We start from the raw sequence: 730 nt of genomic DNA, 5'->3' as shown, positions 1-730 counted from the left end.
AAACCCTAAATTCTTACCTGAACTGTCAACGAAACCACCCATCAAAGTGACCCGATTACGCTGAGCAAAAAACTAATTTTTAGAACACTGAACCTTGATGATAACCTGACTTTATAAGAAGGCCATCTTTGCACAAAACTAAGAAAACCGCGTACAAGTGTTTGGTACTTTTGCGCATATAACGCCGCCATTTGCGGTCGAAGTTTGATGGCGACTTTTATGCGTTTCTTTGCATAAAAGGTGACAGAAAACGAGATCCGCAAGATGGCCTTGTTACATGCACTTTGCTATACTTCGTTTTACTATGTATTACATATTAAGCAAATAGGTATCAAATATGAAGACAGAAATGCTAAGTACACGCATAGACCATGACACAAAGCTAGCATTTACTAATGTATGTGACGATATGGGTCTAAGCACCTCGCAAGCCTTAAAGCTATTTGCCAAAGCTGTTATTAATTATGGTGGAATACCTTTTGAACTTAAAGCAAAAACACCAAATACTTTGACAGCAAATGCAATTGAAGAGCTAGAGTCTGGAAATGGCACTAAAGCTGGAACTATTGAAGAGCTTTTTAACCATTTAGACATTGGTGGCTTGAAATAATGCTCACACTTGAATACGCAACGCAATTTAAAAAAGATTTTAAGAAAATTGCGAAACTGCCCATTCCTGATGTAGTTGAAGTTGGGCACGTGATTAAACTATTACAGCTTGGGGAAACTT

The 730-nt window shown here is 37.8% G+C and carries 1 protein-coding gene; it reads left to right on the top strand.

Annotation, left to right across the window (positions count from 1 at the left end):
• Positions 1-337: 337 nt before the first annotated feature.
• Positions 338-610, top strand: a complete 273-nt coding sequence (locus tag A3766_RS21340) for a type II toxin-antitoxin system RelB/DinJ family antitoxin (protein ID WP_068511093.1) — start codon at positions 338-340, stop codon at positions 608-610.
• The last annotated feature ends 120 nt before the right edge of the window (positions 611-730 follow it).

The organism is Oleiphilus sp. HI0132 (assembly GCF_001635845.1).
The sequence above is the reverse complement of the archived record's forward strand: the minus strand, read 5'-3'. Positions and strand labels throughout refer to the sequence as shown.

Coding starts and splice junctions, on each gene's coding strand:
- A3766_RS21340 (WP_068511093.1), top strand. CDS start 338: ATGAAGACAGAAATGCTAAGTACACGCATAGACCATGACACAAAGCTA.